We start from the raw sequence: 18,500 nt of genomic DNA, 5'->3' as shown, positions 1-18,500 counted from the left end.
AAATCCTGAGCAACTTTTTGTTGCTCAGGTACTTATAAAATAAGTTAAACTAAAATGCTGCGGAATTTAGGTATATGAAATTTGGTATTATATCAAAGATTATACGTTGGGCTGCAGCCCTTTTCTTCGGGTCTACTATTCTTGCAGTTGTAGCCTATCGTTTTGTACCGGTATATATTACGCCGTTGATGGTAATACGTTGTGTTCAGCAAGTAGGCGAGGGCAAGTCGATAACTATGCATCATAGCTGGAAGTCACTTGATGAAATTTCACGTCATCTTCCTGTAGCCGTAATGGCGAGCGAAGACCAACGCTTCCTTATTCATCACGGATTCGACTTCGGTGCAATTCAGAAGGCTGCCAAGCGTAATGCTCGTGGTGCAGGACGCAAACTCGGAGCCAGCACCATATCCCAACAAACGGCTAAGAATGTTTTTCTATGGCCTGGTCGTAGCTGGACGCGTAAGGGTTTTGAGGTTTATTTTACTGCGCTTATAGAGATGCTTTGGAGCAAGCAGCGTATCATGGAAGTATATCTGAACTCAATAGAGATGGGTGATGGTATATACGGAGCTGAAGCTGTGGCAAAATATCATTTTGGTAAGACGGCATCCGAACTAACTCGTTCGGAGTGCGCTCTTATTGCTGCAACACTGCCCAATCCACGCAAGTTTGACAGTAGCAATCCAAGTGCCTATATGCGAGCTCGTCGCGGTAGTATTGAATATCAAATGAAGTTTATTCCATCATTCCCGCGCGAAGGTGAGGATTACGACCCTACTACAACATCCGGTGGGGTTTATCATCGTCGTCGATAACTTCTTGACACTTTTTTGATAACTTTACGAACCGTATTAGATAACTTTACGATATTCAATTAATAACATAATCAAGCAAGTGGAAAATCTTCTTTCGTCGCTCAACCCCAACCAACGTGCTGCCGTTGAATACATTGACGGAGCTCAACTTGTCATTGCTGGTGCCGGATCGGGCAAGACGCGTGTCCTTACCTACAAGATTGCTTATCTGTTGAGTCGTGGCATGAATCCGTGGAATATTCTCGCTTTGACCTTTACAAATAAGGCTGCGCGTGAGATGAAAGACCGTATAGCTCAGTTGGTCGGTCCGGATCAGGCTCGTTATTTGAATATGGGAACATTTCATTCCATATTCTTGCGCATACTGCGCGTTGAGGCTGAGGCGATAGGGCTGAGGTCAAACTTTACTATTTATGACGATTCCGATTCGCGTGCTCTTGTTGGTTCTATAATTAAGGAAATGCAACTTGACGATAAGGTGTACAAACCTTCGGCTGTACTTTCTCGTATAGGAATGGCCAAAAACAATCTTATCACACCTGATGCTTACATGTCAGATCCACAGTTGCACGAACGTGATTTGCGTTCTAAGATGCCACGGATAGGCGACATATATCGTATCTACGCCCAACGATGCTTGATGGCCAATGCTGTCGACTTTGACGACATGCTTCTCTTCACTTACATTCTTTTCCGCAATCACCCCGAAGTGTGTTGCAAGTATGCTGAGAGGTTTGTTTATATTCTTGTTGATGAGTATCAGGACACCAACTATGCTCAGCAGTGTATTGTCACTCTTCTAACACGTGAGAATAGCCGGATTTGTGTGGTGGGAGATGATGCACAGAGTATTTATGCTTTCCGTGGAGCCAATATCGACAATATTCTGAACTTTCAACGTCTGTATAAAGATTCACGACTTTTTAAGCTTGAGCAGAATTATCGTAGCACGCAGAATATTGTAGGAGCAGCCAATTGTCTTATTCACCACAATCGCAGACAGATAGAAAAGACCGTATTTAGCGAGAATCCTGAGGGCGACAAGATTACGCTTAATATAGCCTATAGCGATAAGGAGGAGGCTGCTATTGTGGCAAACGAGATTCGCCGATTGCACAATCGTGAACATGTGCCTTATGGAGGATTTGCCATTCTGTATCGCACCAATGCCCAAAGCCGTATCTTTGAGGACGAATTGCGCAGGCAGGGAACGCCTTATCGTATTTATGGCGGTATGAGTTTCTACCAGCGCAAGGAGATAAAGGACATAATTGCTTATTTCCGACTTGTTGCCAATCCTAATGATGAGGAAGCATTAAAGCGTATAATCAACTATCCCAAACGTGGCATTGGGGCTACGTCGGTGGACAAACTTATAGCTGCAGCACGCCGCTACGACAAGGGTCTGTGGACTGTAGTTTCAAGTCCTACTACTTTCGCGCCAGAAGTAAGTGCAGCTGCAGCTCGCCGTATAGTGGCGTTTCACGACATGATTCAGACCTATATCGACCAAAACAAACAGACTGATGCTTATGCTCTTGGACGACTTATAATAGAACAGACAGGACTTGCTGCTGAAATATTTTCGGGTGGCGATGATGATGCTCAGGACAGACGTGAGAATGTGGAGGAATTCATCTCCGGACTCCGTGACTTTGTCGATAGCAAGCGTGAGGAAGACCATGCCGATGAGGTTTATATTGACCGCTTCTTGCAGGAGGTGGCTCTTATAACTGATGCCGACCGCGATACGGATAAAGATGAGCGTGCTATGGTGTCGCTTATGACCATTCATGCCTCTAAGGGACTTGAATTTGACACTGTCTTTGTGGTTGGTGTTGAGGAAAATTTGTTTCCCAGCCCGAGAGCTTGTGAATTCCCGCGCGAGCTGGAAGAAGAACGTCGTTTGTTTTATGTGGCCATTACACGTGCTGAGAAGCGATGTCTGCTGTCTTGTGCCAAGAGTCGTTATCAATATGGCAATATGTTGTTTAATGAGCCGAGCCGTTTCTTGCGTGAGATAGATCCGCAATGGATGAAAGTGAATGGACGACTCGCATCAGACCGTAGCAAATTTGAGGAGAGGAATATTGGTAGCTCGCCAAATCCAATACCGGATTTGGCAAGATTCCGTAGGTTGAGTGCTCAGAAAAATTCGGCACTTACGAGGGGTATAGAAACTGCAAGGCCTTCGGAAATATCACCAAAACAAACTATCTCAATTGGCGCTCGAATCGAACATCAACGTTTCGGGTTAGGACGCGTGGTTAGTGTTGAGGGAAGTGGTGAAAATGAGAAGGCAACAGTTGAATTTGACAACGCTGGAGTGAAGACATTATTGCTTAAGTTTGCAAGATTTAATGTGGTAGGGTAGAATTTACCTTACCACATTTTTATTAGCGTACCCTCAGACGGTCGCCCACCTGAATCTCGTAGTCAGGTTGCAGATGGTTCATCTTGTACAGACTCTTCAGTCTGATGCCGTACAATTGAGCTATAGAGTACATGCTTTCGCCTGCTCTTACGATGTGTGGTGTACGGCGGAACTGCTTCTCGGCACGTTTTTGTTTCTTCTTTAGATAAATGACGTCACCATTTGCGAGCACGTCTTTTTTGCCACGTTCGTTATAACGAGCCAATTTGCGTGCTGAAATGCCCATCTCACGAGACAGTTCAGCGAAAGTGTCGCCTGTCTTTGCCATGACATAATAGTTCTTGTTGTAAAATTTTATTACATGTATAGAACCGTCAGGTGCAGGCTTGTCGATTGATGCGTGGCGCGCCATAAAGCGGTCGAAAGAAGTGGCACGGTCATATTGGTTGAGATTGTACAGCTCAATTATCTGTATAAGCTTTGTTGCATACTGAGGGTTTGTTGCATATCCGCACGCCTTCAGTCCATGTGCCCACGAGCGATAGTCGGTACGCTTGTGGTCAAAAAGTCTGGCATAACGCGACTGTTTTGCCAGAAAACGGCTATGGTCCTCATAGCTCTGTCGTGCATTGTCGTAGGCACGGAAGCATTCACCGCGTGCATCGTCGTCGTGATAGACACGTCGTCCAGTCCATCCGTGGCACTTGATGCCGAAGTGATTGTTGCCTGCGCGCGTCAAGTCACTACGTCCTGCTGCGCTTTCAAGCAGTCCTTGTGCAAGAGTGATACTGGCAGGAATGTTATAGCGCAGCATCTGTTCGATAGCCAAGTCCTTGTATTGGTCGACATATGCTTTGTAAGCCGAGTTCCATTTCATTTGTGCCATGGCTGTTGGAGAGCCGAAAATGAAGCACATTACGAGTATATAAGCCGTTCTCTTAAGAATATTCATGTGATTTTTGGTTGTTATTTGCTTGGTTTTGTACTTTACGCAATTATTTTACGATGTAATTGCAAAGTTACTGCTTTTCAGTAATAAAACATCAAAGAGTTTTAGGTTTTGACATAAATTTTTGTACCTTTGCATTTGTGTTGTTGCGTTGCCTATAGGCAATGCAGTAATTAAAGAAAGATACAAATAATAAATATAGAATAATAATATAAGAATATGAAAGCATTTGTTTTCCCCGGACAGGGATCGCAGTTCGTAGGTATGGGTAAAGACCTCTACGACAACAATGAGACAGCTAAAGAGCTCTTCGAGAAGGCCAACGAAATCCTCGGATTCCGTATTACAGACATCATGTTTGCCGGTACTGACGACGAGTTGAAGCAGACCAAGGTGACACAGCCTGCAGTATTTCTGCATAGTGTTATTTCGGCCATCTGTCTTGGCGACGACTTCGCTCCTGCAATGGTGGCAGGCCACTCTTTGGGCGAGTTCTCTGCACTTGTTGCTGCAGGCGCACTCTCATTTGAGGATGGTGTAAAGCTCGTTGCTGCCCGTGCTATGGCTATGCAGAAAGCATGCGAGGCTGCTCCTGGTACTATGGCTGCTGTAATTGGTCTGCCCGACGAGAAGATTGAAGAAATTTGCAAGGAATCGAGCACTGACGGCAACATCGTCGTAGCTGCTAACTACAACTGCCCGGGTCAGCTCGTAATTAGTGGAAACATCGACGCTATCAATGCTGCTTGCGAGAAGCTTAAGGCTGCTGGTGCCAAGCGTGCCCTTCCTCTCAAGGTGGGCGGAGCATTCCACTCGCCCCTTATGCAGCCTGCCAAGGAGGAACTTGAGGAGGCTATCAAGGCTGTTGAAGTTAAGACTCCTAAGTGTCCGGTCTACCAGAATGTAGACGGTATGCCTCATACTGCCCCCGCAGAAATCAAGGCTAACCTTATAGCACAGCTTACAAGCAGCGTTCGTTGGACAGCAAGTGTGCAGAATATGATTAAGGACGGTGCCGACGACTTTACAGAGTGCGGACCGGGCAAGGCTCTGCAGGGTATGATTGGACGTATCGACAAGAATGTCAGCGCTCACGGTATCGCCTAAATACTTATGGGACGACAGAAGATAATAATCTATCAGATATTCACCCGCCTTTTCGGCAATCGCTCCAATGGGTGCAAGCCCGGAGGCTCGATTGCCGAAAACGGATCGGGCAAGATGAGCTTCTTTACCGATGAACTGCTGCATGGCTTGCGTGCCAAGGGCTACTCACACGTGTGGTACACAGGCGTAATACGCCATGCTACCACAACCGATTATACCCAATATGACATTCCAAGTCAGCATCCTGCAATTGTCAAAGGCAAGGCAGGATCCCCCTATGCAATTGTCGATTATTATGACATTGACCCAGACTTGGCTGACGATGTAAATAATCGTATGCAGGAGTTTGAGCAGCTACTTGACCGAAGCCATCGTGCCGGATTGAAGGTAATAATCGATTTTGTGCCAAACCACGTGGCTCGTCAATACCACTCTACGGCAAAGCCCGAAGGTGTCCACGACCTTGGTGAGGACGATGACACGTCGATGGGTTTTTCTGCTGCCAATAATTTCTACTATTGTCCAGGCACTCCATTCCAGCCACATATTGATACCTACGCAGGTGAGGCAGAACCGTATTGCGAGTTCCCTGCTAAGGCTACAGGAAATGACCATTTCGATGCTTCGCCCTGTGTGAACGATTGGTATGAGACTGTCAAACTCAACTATGGTGTTGACTATCTCGATGCTGGTGGACGTTCTGAGCACTTCGCACCAATGCCCGACACATGGGGCAAGATGACCGATATATTGATGTATTGGGCAGCCAAGGGTGTTGACGGATTCCGTTGCGATATGGCTGAGATGGTGCCTCCCGCATTCTGGCACTGGGCTATAGCCAAGGTTAAGAAGGCTTATCCTGAGATAATCTTCGTGGCCGAGGTATATAATCCGCTCGATTACAACCGCTATGTTGATGCTGGCATGGACTACCTATATGATAAGGTAGGAATGTACGACACAATGCGTTCTGTAGTATGCGACAATTGCCCAACATCGCAGATTACTACTGCATGGCAATGGGTGGACGGCATAAGCAATCACATGCTCTACTTCCTCGAAAACCACGATGAGCAGCGCATTGCGAGTGACTTTTTTGCAGGTGACCCATTCAGAGCCTATCCGGCACTTGTGGTCAACGCCTTGATGCGTAGCAATCCGTTCATGGTATACGCCGGACAGGAGTATGGCGAGCGTGGAATGGATCAAGAAGGATTCAGCGGACGCGACGGACGCACAACGATATTTGACTATTGGACTGTTCCTTCGCTCTATCGTGCACACGTCAGCCATTCGCTCACAGACGACGAGAAAGCTTTGGCTTCGCTCTACGATAAAGTACTCAACATAGCCGCAACAGAAAAGGCAGTAGGCGAGGGCGATTTCTTCGACCTCATGTATGTCAACGAGCATCTGGCACAGCGTCAGTATGCATTCATGCGTAAGGTAGGTAATGAGATGCTGTTCGTTGTGGCAAACTTTGCCGATGAACGTATGGAGTGTAGGGTCAATATCCCGGCACATGCTTTCGACTTCCTTAATATCCCGCATGCCGATATGACTGCCGACGATATGCTTGGAGGCGCTCCGCTTAAGGCTCAGCTTGAGACTCAGAACTACATCGACGTTGGGGTAGAGGCACACAACTGCAGAATATTCAAATTCAATCTGGTTATGGACAAAGAACCAATATTCAACGAGCACAACAAGGAGGAATTCCCTCCGGCTCATACAGCCGAGCATCTGCTCAATCAGACTATGGTAAGACTGTTCGGATGCGAACGTTCGTCTAACGCCCATATCGAGCGCAAGAAGAGCAAGATGACATTCATTCTCGACCATAAGCCCTCACGCAAGGAGGAGAAGATGATTGAGGACCGAATGAATGAGCTTCTTGCCGAAGATCTCCCCGTAACCTACGAGGTAGTCGACCGCGACCATATCCCGGCTGACGTGCAGATTGACCGCTTGCCTGAAGATGCTTCAGAGAAGATCCGACTGGTTCGTATCGGTAACTACGATGTTTGTCCGTGTATAGGCAAGCATGTTCGCTCTACGGCTCAGATTGGCAAGTTCGTATTGTTGGGCACCAACTGGGACGAGATGACGAAAGCCTTCCGTGTAAGATTCAAGATTGTGCAGTAGTACAATTGCGACAACCAAGAGAGATAAATATTTAAGTAATATATCATAGTAAAAGCAATTACCATAAGGAAGATCTTTTATTAACAATAAAATTTAAATCATGACAGAAAACAGACAAACACTAAACCGCAACCTTGCTCAGATGCTTAAGGGCGGTGTAATTATGGACGTTACAACTCCCGAGCAGGCTCGTATTGCACAGGAAGCTGGAGCATGTGCCGTTATGGCATTGGAGCGTATTCCCGCAGATATCCGCGCTGCTGGTGGTGTTTCACGCATGAGTGACCCCAAGATGATCAAGGGCATTCAGGAAGCTGTCTCAATCCCGGTAATGGCAAAGTGCCGTATCGGTCATTTTGCTGAGGCACAGATTCTGCAGGCCATTGAGATTGACTATATTGACGAGAGCGAGGTGCTCTCACCGGCCGATGATGTTTACCACATCGACAAGAACAAGTTTGATGTACCTTTCGTATGTGGTGCAAGAAATCTTGGCGAGGCTTTGCGCCGTATTGCTGAGGGTGCTACAATGATTCGTACAAAGGGCGAGCCGGGCACTGGCGACATCGTTCAGGCTGTGCGTCACATGCGCATGATGCAGAGCGAGATTCGTCGTCTCGTCTCAATGTCTGAGGACGAGCTTTACGAGGCAGCAAAGCAGTTGCAGGTTCCTTACGATCTCGTTAAGTATGTACACGAGAACGGCAAGTTGCCAGTAGTTAACTTCGCAGCTGGTGGCGTTGCTACTCCTGCCGATGCAGCGCTCATGATGCAGCTTGGTGCTGAGGGTGTATTCGTAGGTTCTGGTATCTTCAAGAGTGGTGACCCTGCAAAGCGTGCTAAGGCTATCGTTCAGGCTGTTACCAATTTCAATGACGCAAAGAAGCTTGCTGAACTCTCTGAGGACTTGGGCGAGGCCATGGTAGGCATTAACGAGCAGGAGATTCAGGTTCTCATGGCTGAAAGAGGCAAATAATAAGTATTATGAGAGTAGCCATTTTAGCTCTTCAGGGCGCGTTTATCGAGCATGAGAAAATGCTCGCGCGCCTTGGCGTTGAGACATTCGAAGTGCGCCAGCTGCGCGATTGGGAGCAGCCTAAGGACGGACTCATTATTCCTGGTGGCGAGAGTACAGTACAGATAAAACTCTTGCGCGACCTCGGACTCTACGCTCCAGTGGCTGAAGCCATCAAGAGCGGATTGCCCGTCTTTGGAACTTGTGCCGGACTTATCATGCTTGCCAAGACACAGGATGGCGAGCCTGCCAACCGTCTCTCGACAATGGACATTGACGTGCGCCGTAATGCCTATGGCCGTCAGCTCGGCAGTTTTTATACCGAGGCCCATTTTGAGGGAGTTGGCGACGATGTGCCAATGACGTTCATTCGCGCGCCTTACATCAACGGTGTGTCGGCAGATGCCAAGACACTTGCCACTGTTGGTGGACATATTGTAGCCGCCCGTCAGGGCGCACAACTCGTTACAGCGTTTCACCCCGAGCTGAATGACGACACACGTATACATGAATACTTCATTGACATGATCAGACAGTCGAAGTCTGATATGTAGAATTAAAAAAGTTGAGAGTTGAGAATTGAAAGTTATGATATGTTTTTATGATAACATTTTTATTTATATGTTTATCAAAGTAATCATAACTCTCAACTCTCAATTCTCAACTTTATTATAATCTCACTACCGACTTCACGCCTCTTACTGTGCGTAGTTTCTTCAGTAGCGATTCTAATTTGCCAGTATCTTCTACAAGAACGTCAAGGTTGCCGCTGAATAGTCCGTCGTGGCTGTCGATATTTATCGACTTCATCACAATTTTCTCTTCCTTTGATATGATGCTTGTAATGTTGTTGACAATGCCCAAGTCGTCGTTGCCGACAATACGAAGCGTGATATTATACTGCGACGCACCCTTACCGCTCCAACGAGCCTTGACTATACGATAGCCGAAACGTTTGCGTAGTTCAGGCGCATTAGGACACCCCTTGCTGTGAATCTTTATTCCGCCGTTCACCGTTACAAATCCGAATATCGGGTCGCCATAAATAGGTCGGCAGCACTTGGCAAGCGAGTAGTCCAATCCCTTAAGGTTCTGGTCGATAACCAGCTCGTCGTCGTTGCCCGCAAGACGCTTCATCTGCAAGTCCTGCTGGCTGTCGAAATTGTATTCGTCTGCAGAGCGCACTACGCCCGATGTTTTCAACCCTGCCTCATGGTCGCGGTATTCCACATACTGGTCAATAACGTCGTTGGCATCTATTTTCTCGTCAACAAGCTGGCGGTAGAAGTCAGACATCTCCTTGAATCCCATCTTCTTTATCAGATGTGACATCAAGGCATCTTCCATCTCTATCTTGCGGTTTTTGAACTTGCGCTCCAGTATCTCCTTGGCATATAGCCCGTTCTTTACCTGCAGTTCTTTTATCGCCTGTCTTATCTTGGCTTTGGCCTTACCTGTCTGTACAATATTGAGCCAGTCTTGTTTAGGCGACTGGTTGTTTTGCGTCTGAATCTCTACGGTGTCGCCCGAGTGTAGCTGTTCGCGTATCGGCACATTTCGTCCATTGATTCTGCCGCCCACACACTTGTTGCCTACGCCCGAGTGGATACGGTAGGCAAAGTCGAGAATAGTTGCACCCTTGGGAAATTTTATCAAGTCGCCCTTCGGAGTGAACACAAACACCTCGTCCTCATACAGGTCCATCTTGAACTGGTCCATCAACTGCAGATTGTCGTTGCTTTCGAGTGCCGAACGTATGTTGCCCAACCATTCGTCCAGTCCCGATTCGCCCTTGATGCCCTTGTAACGCCAGTGGGCAGCCAATCCACGCTCGGCAATCTCGTCCATGCGTTCTGTCCTGATTTGCACCTCCACCCACTTGTTCTCCGGACCAAGCACAGTAATGTGCAGACTCTCGTAGCCGTTCGATTTTGGTACCGACAGCCAGTCGCGCAGACGCTTGGGGTTAGGCTGATACATATCAGTTATGAGCGAGTATGTTTGCCAGCACAGCATTTTCTCCTGGTCTAGAGGCGAATCTATGATGATACGTATGGCAAAGAGATCGTAGATGCCCTCAAAACCACATTGCTGTTTCTTCATTTTCTGCCAGATGGAGTGTATACTCTTGGTGCGGCCCTTGATGTGGCAGTTTATACCCATCTGCTTCAACTTCTCATCTATAGGCTGTATGAATTTCTCAATATACGCGTCGCGCGAACGTTTTGTCGCATTCAGCTTGTCCTTAATCATATAGTAGGCGTCATGCTCCAGATATTTCAGACTCAGGTCCTCCAGTTCACTTTTCAGCTTATACAGACCCAGTTTGTGAGCCAGTGGAGCGTATAGGTAGCTTGCCTCCTCAGCCACGCGGCTTTGCGCCTCCTTATTTGGCGTGTCGCGTATTTGTCGCATCAGGTTGACGCGGTCGGTAATCATAATCAGAATCACGCGCATGTCTTCGGCAAATGACAGCAGCAGATTGCGGAAGTTCTCGCTCTCGATGATAGGCGTACGCTGGTACAGCTCGTGTATGCGCACCAGCCCGTGAATAATCTGCGCTACGCTATGACCGAACTTTCTTTCAACCTCCTCCAGAGTCAGAATGCCGTTGATGATGCTGTTGTATAGAAGTATAGCCAGAACACACTCGCGCTTCATACCGATTTCGGACAGCTCCAACTCGGCAGTCTGAAAACTCAGCAATATAGGGTTCAGTCCGAATACATCCCTTTTTATCTTGTTGTCGCTGATTTCTTTTTCCAGTTGCTGACGAAGATAATTCTCGTCGTCAGGCTCAAGTGTGTCTACCATAGTGGTCTTCAAGTGAGTGGCTATTCTCTGCAGTTCGGCCAACTCTTCAGTCGTAAACTTGAATTTTTCTTCCATAATTTACCCCTTTTGATGTTAATTACAAGGCAAAGATACAAAAAAATGGTAGAAAATTTCCTTTTTAGCAAAAAAGTATTTACATTTGTACATAGTAAGATGTCGCCACGAACAACACTTACTAACCTTACATGACATTTTCAAAACCTAAAAGTCAAAATATTATGTTATCTACAAACGATTTAAACCAGATCCAGCAACGTGGAATTACAGAACAGCAAGTGGAGCATCAGCTCGAACAGATAAAGGCAGGATTCCCTTTCTTGCGCATTGAGGCTGCAGCAGCTATCGGCAAGGGTATCATGGCTCCCGACGACGCTCAGCGCGAAAAGTTCGTTGCCGACTGGAAGCAGTATCTCGAGGAAGGCCACAAGGTGGTGAAGTTTGTGCCCGCCAGCGGTGCCGCAAGCCGTATGTTCAAGAATCTCTTTGCATTCCTCTCGGCTGATTACGACGTTCCCACAACCGACTTCGAGAAGCACTTCTTCGATAATATTAAAAAATTCGCTTTCAAGAAGGAGTTGTGTGCCAAGTGCAAGGCGAATACCGGACTTAGCGTATGCAAGCTGATTGAGGCCGGACGATATAAGGACGTAGTAGCCAATCTGCTCGAAGCCAAGGGCCTTAACTACGGACAGCTGCCTAAGGGCTTGCTGCTCTTCCACAACTATGAAGACGGACCGCGTACTCCTATGGAGGAACACCTCGTTGAGGCTGCACTCTATGCCAGCTCTGACGGTGAGGCCAACATCCACTTCACCGTGTCGCACGAGCATCTTGAGCTGTTCAAGGGCAAAGTTGCTGAGAAACTTGAGTCGTTTGAGAAACTCTATAACATCCATCTTAATGTAAGCTTCTCTGAGCAGAAGCCCAGCACCGACACCATCGCTGCCAACCCCGACAATACTCCGTTCCGCAACGAGGATGGTACTCTGCTGTTCCGTCCAGGCGGCCATGGCGCCCTCATCGAGAACCTCAACGACATTGATGCAGATGTAGTGTTCATTAAGAATATCGATAACGTAGTACCCGACCGTATCAAGGCCGATACCGTATTGTATAAGAAGGTGCTGGCAGGCATACTTGTCGACGCTCAGAAGAAGGCATTCGGATACTTGCGCATACTTGAGTCGGGTTCTTACACTCACGCTCAGATTGAGGAGATAATCCGCTTTGTACAGCAGGACCTCTACTGTCGCAAGCACGACATCAAGGAACTTGAGGATGCCGAACTAGTAATCTATCTTAAAAACAAGCTCAACCGCCCGATGCGCGTATGTGGAGTTGTTAAGAACGTGGGTGAGCCTGGTGGCGGCCCGTTCGTATGCTACAATGCTGACGGAACAGTTAGCCTTCAGATACTTGAGTCGAGCCAGATAGACACCAATAATGCTGAGTATGTAGCCATGTTCAAGAACGGCACCCACTTCAATCCCGTTGACCTCGTTTGTGCTACCAAGGACTATAAAGGTAATCGCTTCGACCTCCTCAAGCATGTCGACCACAATACTGGCTTCATCAGCTCTAAGAGTAAGAACGGCAAGGAGCTCAAGGCACTTGAGTTGCCTGGCTTGTGGAATGGAGCCATGAGCGATTGGAGCACTATCTTCGTAGAAGTGCCCATAAGCACATTCAACCCCGTCAAGACCGTTAATGATTTGCTCAGAGATCAGCACCAGTAAGCGGTATAAGGAGTCTGGCAGATTCTAAATAAACTTATAAATAAAAACTCGTTGCATGTCCCTGAAGTAGGGAATATGCAACGAGTTTTTTTATGCAATTTATTATTCTTATAATTATTGGATAGAATGTCACATCTCAGAAAAACCACGTTGATATTCAGGAATATGAAAGAAACAAGCCTTTTGCTTAGAGAGATACTCCTGAAAGATATACCTGATATTGTATATTAGTTCATTCATAATTATAGTATTTCTAACGCGATGGCTGCGCAGGCTTCTGCATCAGCCAGGGCATGATGATGGTTTGACAATTCATAGCCGCATCTGGCTGCGATTACATCAAGGGTATGACTGCCTTTGGGCCAAATTCGACGCGAAGCCACACAGGTACAGTAAAACTCATAACCGGGATAGTCCATCTGATAGACGCGGAAGACCGCTTTCAAGCAACTCTCGTCGAATGCCTTGTTGTGGGCTACGAGAGGCAGACCGGCTATCTTTGGCTCTATCTGTTTCCACACTTCGGGGAAGATGGGAGCGCCATCTGTATCGGCGGCGCACAGACCATGCACCTGGCTACACCAGTAGTTGTAATATTCCGGCTCTGGTTTGATGAGCGAGTAGAACTTGTCCACTATCTTCCCACCACGCACAATCACCAAGCCAACAGAACACACCGAACAGCGTTGGTTGTTGGCTGTTTCAAAATCGATAGCTGCAAAGTCCTGCATTACTTATCCTCCTTATATTTGTTCCACATCCTCATTACTTTTCCTGCAATCTCCTTACGGAGCCATAGAGGTTCGAGCACTTCAAGGTCTTCACCATTCCAAAGCAGTTCCTGTTGGAAGTCGAATGTCGGGCGGACATACAATTCAAAGATACTGTATTCTTCTGTTTGCTCAGTCTCTTGTTGCGACTCATGCAGAGGAAGGTCGCGTAGGTAGTTAGCCTGACTGGCACTGACCTTGATTTTTACCTTCTCAATTTCGGTGCCATCGCCAGGGATTACACCTATACAACCATTGAAGTATTCCTGTGGATTGAACTCTTTAGGATATTCAAACGTGTGGCTCGAAAGACGGAAGTCTTGGATGCGGTCAAGACAAAAGATGAGGTCATAACCGGCAGGCCAATTACGCCCCACCAAATACCAGCGTTGGCGGAATAGCTTTACGCATAACGGCATCACATAATGGTCGCGCGTATCACCTTTCCAGTAGTTGAAATAGTTGATATGAATGAAACGATTCTTCTTCATCGCATCTATGATTAGCTCCAAATATTCCCTACCACTGGGCACGTCTTCAAGGATAATCCTGTTCTTGATTGATTTGCTTTCAAGTAGAAAATTACTCACTGATAGCGTACTGAGTAACCAATTCCCAATACTTCCACTCTTCATGTCATCCATATTTGCGATGTAATACCTATATGGAGCGGTCTTTTCGCAGTCTATCGACAATCCGAAGGTGTCGAAGATATTCCACTTCCACTTGTGGAAAGTGCGCTTCAGCATCTCCTCACCTCTGCTCAAATCTACATTGTCCATCCAACGGCGGTTCAGTTCCTCGAATGAAATCTTATGTGCTTGATAGATGGTCTCCACTATCCACACAAGCTTATTGGTTTGATTAAGTGCCATATTCGTATATTATATTTGTATAGATAACGTTTCGACTGCAAAGATATTACTTCGGTGTGTCTTTTTTGTTCACACCTGCATGTTTTTATTGTATTTTACATTAACTTTGCACACGTGTATATAAGCACAATAATAAACTATGAAATACGTAGAGTTGAATTTATTTCTTGAGGAGGAAGATGAAGTTCAAAGAATCTCTGCCCCGAACGACAGCAAAGAGCAAGGCTCCTCAGCAAGCAGGGATTACGACCTTACAGATTTGTTTGCGAGGCTTTCCAAGTCCTCCTTCCGCAGTCGTTTCCGCCTCTCTGCGAAAGACAAGGAATACGTAGCCTCAAAGGGCTTGGCTACTATACGCCAGCATGCTGAGGACTTTGTAGCCCGAAGGCTTGCTCCTGCCGTTATTCCCAATGACGGCAAGCAGACACCTATGCGAGGTCATCCCGTATTCATAGCCCAACATGCCACGGGCTGTTGTTGTCGCGGATGCTTCAGCAAATGGCACCATATTCCCGCAGGCAGACAATTGACAATATCCGAACAGCAATATGCCGTAGCTGTAATAATGAGTTGGATAGAGCGACAGATATGAAGAAGAACGACATACATACGATAAATCTTCAATATTACCACTCGCCATGTGGAGAGCTGGTATTGGCTTCTGTTGGCGAAGAGTTATGTCTTTGCGATTGGACCAATAATCCATGTGCTGAACGCAACATGCATCGACTTACAAGGTATTTGAATGCCGAACTCAAGATAGAGACATCCCCTGTCTTGAGTGAAACCCAAAGACAACTTGATGAATACTTTGCAGGCAATCGCAATGTGTTCAGCGTCCTGTTGCATCCCGTGGGTACCGACTTCCAGCTACAGGTGTGGAATGCCTTGCTCAATATTCCACACGGAGCTACACGAAGTTACAAGCAAATAGCTACAGGCATAGGCTATCCTGATGCTGTAAGAGCTGTGGCAGGAGCCATAGGAGCCAACGGCATCAGCATCCTCATCCCTTGCCATCGTGTCATAGGCAGCAACCGTTCTTTGACCGGTTATGCAGGAGGACTGGAGGCAAAGAGAATGCTGTTGGAGATTGAGAAAAATGAATGATTGTAAGAACTGTTTCTTCCTGCTTTAAAGTTGCTTGACCTATTATAAATGTCTTAATGTATCTACAAAGAATGCTTCTTTTGCTTTCATCTGTTCACAGAAGTCTGCATAAGATGTGGATGTATGGCAAATTTCAATACCTAATATATATAGTGATGCAGATGAGTCCTTCAATCGGGATTTTGGAATTTTCTGCGGTATCTCAGACAAAGGAGCTATAAAAACTCCTTTCGTGGCCTGTAAGTTAGTGAGGTATGTGATTAACTGATGAAGGTCATCACGATTTACTTTTGAAACTTTTTCATAATTTTCAAACTTCTTGTATTTTGCATCGAGAACAATATCATCTTTATAGAAATCTGGATAACGGATTCCACTATGATCTTCAAACAAATAGATTCCACCTTTATGTTTCTTGTTCTCTGGATGTCTGAAACATTCTTTTTGTAGAATGGTATTCAGATACTCTTCCCAAAGCCAGGTTCCATCAAACAGAATACCGCAAATCTCCTCATCAGTTTCTCCGTACTTTACTTCTTCCATTCTAAGAATTTGTAAGCATAGGCATTGCAGTGGCTGGTATTCCGTATAGTAAGGATGACTCTTATGTCTAAGATTCTTGCCAATAATTGCACCACGCTCATTTTTATTATATGAAGGAGTTAGTGAAATTATAGATTTTACATTGTCTATAGTTTCCTGGTCTAAACCTAATACGGATTGACCATATCTCTTTGATTTCATAAACTCAATTGTATGACGGATTAACTCTGTCATGTCATTGTCATAGGTATATTCACGAGTGGAGTATGCCACATTTCCTGCAAACGGAATGTTTTGGGCAATATGGCGTCCCCAGTCAATAGTACCTTTTATTTTTGCGTCATTATGTTTGAAGTTCTGATACTCTCTGTATATGCCCTGACGCATTGCGTTCTTTAACAAGTGAGGGAACATAAACATGATAAAGTCAAATACATCCTCTTTTTCGTTGTTGTGATTAAGGTCAAAGAGATTGAATGAAAAGACCTTTTGAAGCATGTAATGTAAGAGATAGTCATCGCGTCCTTCGTCAAAACGGGATTTAATTTTAATCTGCAGGTTTCCTACACCGATAAACCCCATTACATTTTCTGTGGTAATACGTACCTTTTCAGGGTCACTTGTATTTAGAATGGTCATAACAGAAGCTTCACCGACTTTGTCGTCAGAATCCTCTATACTATAGGGAAATACTAGCAGATTCTCATTTTCATGACATAATTGAGCTATTGTCTTGTCGGCAATAGGGAATAAAGCTGTGACATCTTTACGAAGAAATGTCCCAGCTTTCACCTGTCCAATATTGTTGTCTGTTAAGTTAATTCTCATCGACCAATTCGTTATCATTAATTTTTGAGTTGCTTTCTTTGGTATCGAAGTAAGCACTTCTCAACTTTACCATGATTTCGTCTGATTTGCGGAAACCACGTATATATTCTCTAAGCAATGGTTCGATATTCATATTCCACAGCTTTTCAAAGTTTCCACCTTATCACCCAACTTTAAGAAGTATGATGGTCCAACCTGGTAGGCAGGTCCAAGCCCTTCAATCTTGGATATCTCATTATTCAATCTTGCCATTATACTCTTTGCCTTAGTAGCACATTCGAGTGTGTCGAGCATAGATTGTGTGTCTTCAGGCTTTATTTCCTTCCATGTGAATCTGCGACGCATAGCAAAGTCCATGCTCTCGATACTACGGTCTATATCATTCATTGTACCAAGAATGAATACGTTTTCAGGAATATAAAATCCTTCAGCAAACACATCTGTTTCAGGGACAAGGTTCTGATATTGAGTCTTTACTCGAATATCTTTCTTGCCTCTATAACCAGGGTCAATGGCGTAGAATAGTTCACCAAATATTTTTGAAGCCTCTCCACGATTGATTTCATCAATGATAAAGACAAATGGCTTACGCTCAATTTTGTTTGCAGATATAACTTGCGTCTTATATTTCATTTCACGAATAGCTTTCGTAATAATGAATGCATAAGAATCTGGTTGCGTACCAAATTTCCTGTTGAAATAGGTACGGATATCACGCACTATATTTAATGGAACATTATTGGTCAACAACTCTATTATTTCATCAGCGTTTATAGGAATAAGTGGCGTTTTGGGGTTACTGTCATTATGAGCTATAATATTTCTCCCCTTGATTTCATCTATCGTAAACTCACTTCCATTTGATAATTTAAACTTTGTGTCGTTGTCTATAGAATCATCAATAAATTGCTGTAACTTATTTTCCCATGATAATTCTTTAGAGAGATTTTCAATACTCTTTGCAGAATCAATCAAATTCTTGATAGCTTTTTTGCAAAATTCCTTAAATAGTCCATCTTTACGCTCAAATCCCATCTGTCCATCAGACATCATGATAGGTCGCAGACCTTCTACAAAATCAGTATAGTCGTAAGACGGATGAAACTGCACAAAGCACATTTCGTCCTTACTACATCCCATTTCTCTTGCTATGGCCTGTGCCATAAAAGTCTTACCGGTACCAGGAGCACCAGTAAGAACTAAGTTCTTGCTCTCTTTAAGCAAGTCAATATATTTTTGATACATCATGGCATTGCTTGTTTTTGCTTCAACAAGTTCATTTTCAATAACTTCATAGTCAGTGCCTGTGATTTTTAATAATGTAAGTAACTGTTCAAAATTAATTTTATAAATATGAATAATTCACGAATAAGTTCGTACCCACAGACGCCAAGG

15 protein-coding genes are annotated in these 18,500 nt (G+C 45.2%); 9 read left to right on the top strand and 6 right to left on the bottom strand.

Features of this window, described 5'->3' with window-relative positions:
* The first annotated feature begins 74 nt into the window (after positions 1–74).
* Positions 75–818 (top strand): monofunctional biosynthetic peptidoglycan transglycosylase, encoded by a 744-nt coding sequence (mtgA, locus tag I6E38_RS11455; RefSeq protein WP_235394118.1) that lies wholly within the window; start codon positions 75–77, stop codon positions 816–818.
* Positions 819–897: 79 nt separating this feature from the next.
* Positions 898–3,192, top strand: a complete 2,295-nt coding sequence (locus tag I6E38_RS11450) for an ATP-dependent helicase (protein ID WP_235394117.1) — start codon at positions 898–900, stop codon at positions 3,190–3,192.
* 22 nt (positions 3,193–3,214) lie between these two features.
* On the opposite strand, the gene I6E38_RS11445 is transcribed toward I6E38_RS11450, so the two are convergent.
* Positions 3,215–4,144, bottom strand: a complete 930-nt coding sequence (locus tag I6E38_RS11445) for a glucosaminidase domain-containing protein (protein ID WP_235394116.1) — start codon at positions 4,142–4,144, stop codon at positions 3,215–3,217.
* Positions 4,145–4,360: 216 nt separating this feature from the next.
* Between I6E38_RS11445 and fabD the strand changes: the two genes are divergently transcribed.
* From fabD to pdxT, 4 genes are all read left to right on the top strand, one after another.
* On the top strand, positions 4,361–5,248 hold the full coding sequence (gene fabD, locus I6E38_RS11440; protein ID WP_235394115.1) for an ACP S-malonyltransferase: 888 nt from the start codon (positions 4,361–4,363) through the stop codon (positions 5,246–5,248).
* A 6-nt stretch (positions 5,249–5,254) separates the two neighbouring features.
* Positions 5,255–7,393: an alpha-amylase family glycosyl hydrolase gene (locus I6E38_RS11435; RefSeq protein ID WP_235394114.1), complete on the top strand. Its 2,139-nt coding sequence runs from the start codon at positions 5,255–5,257 to the stop codon at positions 7,391–7,393.
* A 100-nt stretch (positions 7,394–7,493) separates the two neighbouring features.
* Complete coding sequence (pdxS, locus tag I6E38_RS11430; protein WP_235394113.1) at positions 7,494–8,369, top strand: pyridoxal 5'-phosphate synthase lyase subunit PdxS; 876 nt, start codon at positions 7,494–7,496, stop codon at positions 8,367–8,369.
* Between the two features lie 8 nt (positions 8,370–8,377).
* On the top strand, positions 8,378–8,962 hold the full coding sequence (pdxT, locus tag I6E38_RS11425; RefSeq protein WP_235394112.1) for a pyridoxal 5'-phosphate synthase glutaminase subunit PdxT: 585 nt from the start codon (positions 8,378–8,380) through the stop codon (positions 8,960–8,962).
* A gap of 115 nt (positions 8,963–9,077) precedes the next feature.
* On the opposite strand, the gene I6E38_RS11420 is transcribed toward pdxT, so the two are convergent.
* Entirely contained in the window at positions 9,078–11,297 is a 2,220-nt protein-coding gene (locus I6E38_RS11420; protein ID WP_235394111.1) for a RelA/SpoT family protein, read from the bottom strand.
* Positions 11,298–11,461: 164 nt separating this feature from the next.
* Between I6E38_RS11420 and I6E38_RS11415 the strand changes: the two genes are divergently transcribed.
* Entirely contained in the window at positions 11,462–12,979 is a 1,518-nt protein-coding gene (locus I6E38_RS11415) for a DUF4301 family protein (protein WP_235394110.1), read from the top strand.
* Positions 12,980–13,221: 242 nt separating this feature from the next.
* On the opposite strand, the gene I6E38_RS11410 is transcribed toward I6E38_RS11415, so the two are convergent.
* Positions 13,222–13,710, bottom strand: coding sequence for a 3'-5' exonuclease (locus tag I6E38_RS11410; RefSeq protein WP_235394109.1), 489 nt, complete (start codon positions 13,708–13,710; stop codon positions 13,222–13,224).
* Positions 13,710–14,624 carry a helix-turn-helix transcriptional regulator gene (locus I6E38_RS11405; protein ID WP_235394108.1) on the bottom strand — a complete coding sequence of 305 codons (915 nt, stop codon included), beginning with the start codon at positions 14,622–14,624 and terminating at the stop codon, positions 13,710–13,712. Before I6E38_RS11405 ends, I6E38_RS11410 begins: the two co-directional genes overlap by 1 nt.
* A gap of 139 nt (positions 14,625–14,763) precedes the next feature.
* Here I6E38_RS11405 and I6E38_RS11400 point away from each other — a divergent pair, with 139 nt between their 5' ends.
* Together I6E38_RS11400 and I6E38_RS11395 are read left to right on the top strand one after the other, a co-directional pair.
* Complete coding sequence (locus I6E38_RS11400) at positions 14,764–15,216, top strand: DUF4186 domain-containing protein (RefSeq protein ID WP_235394107.1); 453 nt, start codon at positions 14,764–14,766, stop codon at positions 15,214–15,216.
* Entirely contained in the window at positions 15,213–15,734 is a 522-nt protein-coding gene (locus tag I6E38_RS11395; RefSeq protein WP_235394106.1) for a methylated-DNA--[protein]-cysteine S-methyltransferase, read from the top strand. Before I6E38_RS11400 ends, I6E38_RS11395 begins: the two co-directional genes overlap by 4 nt.
* 42 nt (positions 15,735–15,776) lie before the next feature.
* On the opposite strand, the gene I6E38_RS11390 is transcribed toward I6E38_RS11395, so the two are convergent.
* Together I6E38_RS11390 and I6E38_RS11385 are read right to left on the bottom strand one after the other, a co-directional pair.
* Positions 15,777–17,105, bottom strand: coding sequence for an McrC family protein (locus tag I6E38_RS11390; RefSeq protein WP_235394105.1), 1,329 nt, complete (start codon positions 17,103–17,105; stop codon positions 15,777–15,779).
* Between the two features lie 129 nt (positions 17,106–17,234).
* Positions 17,235–18,353 (bottom strand): McrB family protein, encoded by a 1,119-nt coding sequence (locus tag I6E38_RS11385; RefSeq protein ID WP_235394104.1) that lies wholly within the window; start codon positions 18,351–18,353, stop codon positions 17,235–17,237.
* Positions 18,354–18,500: the final 147 nt, after the last annotated feature.

Source organism: Leyella stercorea (assembly GCF_021531355.1).
Classification (GTDB): domain Bacteria; phylum Bacteroidota; class Bacteroidia; order Bacteroidales; family Bacteroidaceae; genus Prevotella.
This window is presented reverse-complemented; position numbering and strand designations above follow the sequence as displayed.